General features: G+C 67.0%; 8 protein-coding genes. 4 read left to right on the plus strand and 4 right to left on the minus strand.

The window, feature by feature from the left end:
- The first annotated feature begins 4 nt into the window (after positions 1 to 4).
- Positions 5 to 1,627, plus strand: coding sequence for a malate synthase A (aceB, locus tag VE172_RS08765; RefSeq protein WP_324799993.1), 1,623 nt, complete (start codon positions 5 to 7; stop codon positions 1,625 to 1,627).
- Positions 1,628 to 1,747: 120 nt separating this feature from the next.
- On the opposite strand, the gene VE172_RS08770 is transcribed toward aceB, so the two are convergent.
- Positions 1,748 to 2,059, minus strand: a complete 312-nt coding sequence (locus tag VE172_RS08770) for a hypothetical protein (protein ID WP_324799995.1) — start codon at positions 2,057 to 2,059, stop codon at positions 1,748 to 1,750.
- 227 nt (positions 2,060 to 2,286) lie between these two features.
- Here VE172_RS08770 and VE172_RS08775 point away from each other — a divergent pair, with 227 nt between their 5' ends.
- Together VE172_RS08775 and VE172_RS08780 are read left to right on the plus strand one after the other, a co-directional pair.
- Entirely contained in the window at positions 2,287 to 2,412 is a 126-nt protein-coding gene (locus VE172_RS08775) for a DUF397 domain-containing protein (protein WP_324799997.1), read from the plus strand.
- A gap of 189 nt (positions 2,413 to 2,601) precedes the next feature.
- Entirely contained in the window at positions 2,602 to 3,429 is an 828-nt protein-coding gene (locus tag VE172_RS08780) for a helix-turn-helix domain-containing protein (RefSeq protein WP_324799999.1), read from the plus strand.
- 2 nt (positions 3,430 to 3,431) lie between these two features.
- On the opposite strand, the gene VE172_RS08785 is transcribed toward VE172_RS08780, so the two are convergent.
- The 3 genes from VE172_RS08785 to VE172_RS08795 form a co-directional block, all read right to left on the minus strand.
- The gene (locus VE172_RS08785; RefSeq protein ID WP_324800002.1) at positions 3,432 to 4,271 is read right to left on the minus strand and encodes an SAM-dependent methyltransferase; all 840 of its coding nucleotides are present in this window, start codon (positions 4,269 to 4,271) and stop codon (positions 3,432 to 3,434) included.
- Positions 4,272 to 4,420: 149 nt separating this feature from the next.
- The gene (locus VE172_RS08790) at positions 4,421 to 4,942 is read right to left on the minus strand and encodes a DUF6069 family protein (RefSeq protein ID WP_324800005.1); all 522 of its coding nucleotides are present in this window, start codon (positions 4,940 to 4,942) and stop codon (positions 4,421 to 4,423) included.
- Positions 4,943 to 5,002: 60 nt separating this feature from the next.
- Positions 5,003 to 5,173, minus strand: coding sequence for a hypothetical protein (locus VE172_RS08795; protein ID WP_324800008.1), 171 nt, complete (start codon positions 5,171 to 5,173; stop codon positions 5,003 to 5,005).
- A 79-nt stretch (positions 5,174 to 5,252) separates the two neighbouring features.
- Here VE172_RS08795 and VE172_RS08800 point away from each other — a divergent pair.
- The coding region (locus tag VE172_RS08800; RefSeq protein ID WP_324800011.1) for a hypothetical protein at positions 5,253 to 6,185 on the plus strand (933 nt) is incomplete at its 3' end.

Below are 6,185 nucleotides of genomic sequence, written 5' to 3' on the forward strand. Positions count from 1 at the left end.
GGACATGACAATGCTCACCGACCACCGGCTCACCCGCGAGGTGATCGTCGCCGGTTCCCCGATTCCCCGCCAGGACGAGGTGCTGACGCCCGAGGCGCTGGAGTTCGTGGCGACCCTGCATCACGCGTTCGTGGGGCGCCGCCAGGAACTGTTGCAGGACAGGCAGGAGCGCCGCGGCCGGATCGCCAACGGCGCCGACCCGGGCTTCCTGCCCGAGACCGCCGCGATCCGCGACGACATCTCCTGGACGGTGGCGCCGTTCGCCCCCGGGCTGGAGGATCGCCGGGTCGAGATCACCGGCCCCTGCGATCGCAAGATGGCGATCAACGCGCTCAACTCGGGCGCCAAGTGCTGGATGGCCGACCTGGAGGACTCCTCGACCCCGAGCTGGCCCAATGTGATCAACGGCCAGCTGACCCTGATGGACGTGCTGCGCCGCCGCGTCGACTTCACCAGCGAGCAGGGCAAGTCCTACCGGCTGATCGGAGAGACCCTCACCGACCTGCCGACGATCATCGTGCGGCCCCGGGGCTGGCACCTGACCGAGCGCCACCTCCAGATCGACGGGGTGCCGATCAGCGGCTCGCTGGTCGACTTCGGGCTGTACCTCTTCCACAACGCCAAGACACTGATCGAGCAGGGACGCGGCCCCTACTTCTACCTCCCCAAGCTGGAAAGCCACGCCGAGGCTCGACTGTGGAACGACGTTTTCGTTCTGTCCCAACAGCTGCTCGGCATTCCACACGGGACGATCCGCGCCACCGTGTTGATCGAGACGATCACCGCGGCGTTCGAGATGGAGGAGATCCTCTACGAGCTGCGGCATCACAGCTCCGGCCTGAACGCGGGCCGCTGGGACTACATCTTCTCGGTCATCAAGAACTTCCGCGACCGGGGAGCGGGTTTCGTGCTGCCCGACCGGGACCAGGTCACCATGACCACGCCCTTCATGCACGCCTACACCGAGCAGCTGGTGCGCGCCTGCCATCGGCGCTGCGCCTCGGCGATCGGCGGTATGGCGGCGTTCATCCCCAACCGCCGCGACCCGGAGATCAACGCCGCGGCCCTGGAGAAGGTGCGCGCCGACAAGTCCCGCGAGGCCGACGACGGCTTCGACGGTTCCTGGGTGGCGCATCCGGACCTGGTGCCGGTGGCCATGGAGGTCTTCGACGAGACGCTGGGCGGCATCCCCAACCAGATCGAATGCCTGCGCGAGGACGTGGTCCCCGACGCGAGGTCGCTTCTGGACGTCGCCTCCACACCGGGGACGATCTCGGAGGCCGGCATCCGCGCCAACCTCGAGGTGGGCGTGCGGTACATCGAGTCCTGGCTGCGGGGCAACGGCGCCGCGGCGATCAACAACCTGATGGAGGACGCCGCCACCGCCGAGATCTCGCGATCCCAGATCTGGCAATGGATCCGCGCGGGCGCCCGCACCGACGCCGGTCGGGTCGTGACGCGGCGGTGGATCACCGAGCTGTTGGACGACGAGTTCGCGCGGCTGCGGCGCTTCGACGGCGACCGCTTCGACGAGGCCCGCCGGATCTTCGCGGAATGCGCTGTCGGAGAAGAATATCCGACGTTTCTGACCGTGGCGGCGTACAGCGGATACCTCGCCGAGGCGTAACATCAAGGGACTGCGCGGGCTAATGCTGTGACCCCGCGAGGTGTTCGGGGAGGCCCCCACCGGCCTCCCCGAATCTTTGACCCCACCTCGAGTTAATACTCGTAAGCCGCGCGGCAATGGTCAGTTGAACCGCGCGGTGTAGATGCTCCCATCGCGTATCCATGCGGTGTTGAGCGCGGAGAACATCTCTCCCTCGATCTCCTCATCGGTCAGACCGAAGGTTTTCGCGACGCTACGACCCCGGTAGTGCCACAGAAGGCCCGCTCTCACCTTTTGGGCTTCGGCGACATGCCGCCCGCAAGGTTCGGCGCACCGGTAGATCACGGGATCGGTGCTATTGGGATCAATGGACATCACGTACTGACACAGGGAACTCCGCAGCTTGCCCACGGTTTCAACACCGTTGAGGACCTGCGAAAGACGCTCCACCATGAGTCCCAATTCCTTCCTGGGTGTCTCATTCAGGCTTATGTGCACCGTCACAGTCATCCTAGCATGCATCGGTCGAATGCATCAGCAATCCCCATCTGCACGTGCATCTGAACGAGCAGAATCGCGTGCAGTCCCGTATGGTAGTCCCGAGGGCGCTGCCGAACAGCGGTATCGCCCCACCGAGAAGGTGGATGTCCCCCCCAGGACAGTCGGAAGGATTGATCGAAATGACGAGCAACACAACGCCGACCACGAAGCTCTCCCGTTCCGCGACATGGCGCAAGAGCCGCCGCAGCAATCCCAGCGGGAACTGCGTCGAAGTCGCGCTGCTGGCCGGCAAGACCGTCCGTTAAGGACCTACGTGTAGGCCGTCCGGACGCCGGCTCTTACCGGTACATCCGGCCGTTTCCATTAACCTGTGAGGGTGACATGCTTGGATGTGACGGCACATCCACGATGCGATGAGTAACGGTGCGGAGGTTCACGGCGTGACGATGCCGGCGTCTGGAATCGGGTCCGCAGGTGGGCCCACGGCGCTGAGAATGCTGCTCGGTGCCCACCTGCGCCGACTCCGCGAGGCCGAGGGAATCACCCGCGCCGACGCGGGTTGGGAGATCCGGGCCTCGGAATCCAAGATCAGCCGCCTCGAGCTGGGGCGGGTGGGATTCAAGGTCCGCGACGTGGAGGACCTGCTGACCCTCTACGGCGTCGACGACGTCGAGGAGCGCGACAAGCTGATCGCGCTTGCCAAGGAGGCCAACACTCCCGGCTGGTGGCACCGTTTCGGGGACGTGCTGCCGGGCTGGTTCCAGTCCTATCTGGGCCTGGAGGCCACCGCTTCGCTGATTCGTACTTATGAAGTGCAGTTCGTCCCCGGTCTGTTGCAGACCCGGGACTACGCGCGCGGCGTGGTGATGTTGGGGCACGGGCACACCGGCCCCAAGGAGGTCGAGCACCGGGTGAATCTGCGGGTGTCGCGGCAGAAGAACTTCCAGAAGGGCACCGCCCCTCGGCTGTGGACGGTCGTGGACGAGGCGGCGCTGCGCCGCCCGATCGGGGGCACCAAGGTCATGCGCGCCCAACTGGAGCAGCTCATCGAGTTCAGCGAGCTGCCCAACATTCAGATCCAGATCATCCCGTTCGCGGCCGGAGGCCACCCGGCGGCCGGTGGCGCGTTCACGATCCTGCGGTTCCCCGACCAAGAGCTGCCCGACATCGTCTACATCGAACAGCTCACCAGCGCGCTGTACCTCGACAAGCGCGAGGACGTCGACCTGTACACCGCGACGATGGAACGCCTGGTGGTACAGGCCAACCAGCCCAATAAGACCAAGGACTTCCTCAACAACATCCTCAAAGAGGACTTTTAGGACTACTTGACGGCGATTCCCGCCATCAGGATGCGCTGGTACGGCTCGAGGGCCTCGGCGGCGGGCACCTCGCGGTCCGGCTCCTCGGGGAACCAGCGCGAGATGAAGTCCAGGCCCGGCGGCAGCAGCGGCAGACCGAGGAAGTGCTCGGTGATGCGCTCGGGGGTACGGATCCAGCCGTTGCCGAGGCTCTGCAGGCCCGCCTGTTCCATCGCCTTTTGCAGCGGTTCCCCGGTGTCGACGAAGTCGGTGATGAGCAGGTGGCTCCCCGCGGGCATCGCGTCCATCAGGGTCCGCACCCACTCGTCGGGGTTCTCGTCGTCGTGGAAGTGCATGTGGAGACCGACCACCATCAGACCGATGGGGCGGTTGAAGTCCAGCATCGACCGGACGTCCTCGTTGGCGAGGATCGTCTCGGGTTCCCGCAGATCCGCCTGGACGACGGTGGTGGAGTTGTTGGTGGCCAACAGGGCCCGGCCGTGCGCCAGCACGATCGGGTCGACGTCCACATAGACCACCTTTGCCTCGGGATTGATCTCCTGGGCCGCCTCGTGGGTGTTCTTCACCGTCGGCAGGCCACTGCCGATGTCGAGGAACTGGTCGATGCCGTTGCGCGCCATGTACTGCACGCCCTTGACCAGCCCGGCGCGGTTGTCGATCGCGCACCGCCCGGCGTCGGGGACGTACTTCATGTAGGTGGCCGCTCCCTCGCGGTCGGCGGCGAAGTTGTCCTTGCCCCCCAGCAACGCGTCGTAGACCCGCGCGATGGTCGGCTTGGTGATGTCAAAGTCCGGGGTGTTGGTTTCAGTCTCTTCGGGCTTGGCGCCATCGGTTGCGGTCATCGCGTGGCCTTTGACTCGTAGGGAAGCTTGTTAGCTCATCGTACGACGCCCGCATCGTCCGAACGGTTTGGGACCTGGGTCACAACCCGTCGGCGGGGGTTCGCATTCCCTACGGCGGCCATGGGAGTTGTCTACCTACTGTGGACCAATCAGCGCTGGTAGTCGCTGTTGACGGCCGACGCGCCGATCGAGCCGAGCACCGTCATCAGGCAGATCCCCGCGACCAGGTTGATCCCGGCGGTGGCCACCTGGGCGTCGAGATTGGCCATCAGGGTGAACGGCAGCAGCACCGCCACCGCGGTCACCAGGGCGCAGATCCAGTAGAAGAACTGCATGGGGCGGGGCATCGCCAACAGGAGAATGTGGAGCAGGGCCGTGGCCAACAGGGCCAGCACGCCCGCCGAGATCGCGTACGTCGTGGTGTTCGCCGTGCCGTAGGCACCCTCGCCCTGAGGGGCGAGCACCGCGATGTGCAGCACGCCGCGCACCAGCAGGACGCCGACGACCACCACCAGGGCCACCACCACGGCGGTGCCGAGACCGCCCGCCCACAGCCGCCCGGCGTTGATCCGGGACGGCGGCTTGTCGCTGGGGATCGGGTTCATGCGCTGGGTGGGATCGTCCGGGCGTCGCGGAGTGGCGCGGCCGTATCGATACGTGGGCTCGCTCATGGGGCCGAAATTACCGGCAAAGCCCACCAAGCGCGACAAAACGGGTAAATCCCGTCGGCGTTATTCCCAGTGCGGAGGACGCTCGTCCAGCAGCTGTTGATCGCGCGCCCGGCGGCGCGCCGCGGGGCGCGGCTCGCCCCAACCGGAGTCGGAGTCGTCGGCCGAGCGGTCGGGAAGTATGTCCAGCTCCTCGGACCATTCGACCTCGCGGTCGTCTTCGCGCAACGGCACTGCGGCCACCTTCAGGCGTAGCGGCTGATAGGACCGGCCCAGCCTATTGCGCGAGATTGGAAATGGAAAGCTATCCGACATGAATTCTGGCGTCGATGTCATCGAGACGTTGTGTCACCGTTACGCGTTCGGGGATGTCCGAGCCCTGCTGCCCATGCTGGACCTGCCCGAGCCGGAGGAGCGGCGACTGCGGCGATTGTGCCTGTTCGGGCAGCGATTGCTGGACCTGGACGCCGAGGACTTCGACATGGCCGACGCCGAGACCGGGGGCCGGGCGTACTCGGCGCTGGTGGACCGGGCGCGGGCGTGTCGGATGCCCCAGGAGCCCAAGGAGGAGCAGCGCGGCGCGCTGTCGAGCCTGCGTCCGGCGTACCGGCTGCTGCTGGAGGTGGTGCACGCCCGGTTCTCGCGCAACGAGATGGCGGGGCTGGTGGCCACCGTCCACATCGTGTCGGAGTACCTGCCGCTGTTGGTGTGGGAGGTGGTGTGGGGGCACGCGGCCGACCCGGCGCGGATCACCGCCGACGCGGAGGTGGACGGCAGCGTCTTCGGGCTGGACGACTCCACCTGCGCGCACAACCGCGTGGACCGCTCGGCGGCGGCCAAGTCGCTGCGGGTGGCCCAGGCGCCGGGGCCGGGCTGGCGGGCCTACCTGGACCGGCAGCACAGCAACGTGGCGCACGCGCTCGGGGTGTGCGCCGCGGAGTGCCGCGACAGCTGCGCGGTGATGGGGCGGCTGTCGGCCGGCGACCAGGAGCTGCTGGGCGAGCGCTGCGAGGTCGCCCTGTCCTTTGGGGATAGTTCCTTCATCAAGCTGCGGCACGCCGCGCCGGTGGGGCACGGCTTCGGGGTGCCCTCGGCGGAGGAGGTCGCCGACACCTGGCAGCACACCCGCGAGGTGCTCGGCAAGCGCGGCGGCATCGGCAAGGCGATCCTCACCGAGGACGGCTTCTGCCTGCCCGGCCTGCCCGCCCTGCTGTCGGCGCTGGCGGGCGCCGAGCTCGCCCCGGAC

The organism is Stackebrandtia sp. (assembly GCF_035643755.1).
Lineage (GTDB): Bacteria > Actinomycetota > Actinomycetes > Mycobacteriales > Micromonosporaceae > Stackebrandtia.

What these genes read in the sequence shown, in the direction of transcription:
- VE172_RS08785 (WP_324800002.1), bottom strand. Translation starts at nt 4,271, where the DNA reads ATGACCGCAACCGATGGCGCCAAGCCCGAAGAGACTGAAACCAACACC.
- aceB (WP_324799993.1), top strand. Translation starts at nt 5, where the DNA reads ATGACAATGCTCACCGACCACCGGCTCACCCGCGAGGTGATCGTCGCC.
- VE172_RS08770 (WP_324799995.1), bottom strand. Translation starts at nt 2,059, where the DNA reads ATGGTGGAGCGTCTTTCGCAGGTCCTCAACGGTGTTGAAACCGTGGGC.
- VE172_RS08780 (WP_324799999.1), top strand. Translation starts at nt 2,602, where the DNA reads ATGCTGCTCGGTGCCCACCTGCGCCGACTCCGCGAGGCCGAGGGAATC.
- VE172_RS08775 (WP_324799997.1), top strand. Translation starts at nt 2,287, where the DNA reads ATGACGAGCAACACAACGCCGACCACGAAGCTCTCCCGTTCCGCGACA.
- VE172_RS08790 (WP_324800005.1), bottom strand. Translation starts at nt 4,942, where the DNA reads ATGAGCGAGCCCACGTATCGATACGGCCGCGCCACTCCGCGACGCCCG.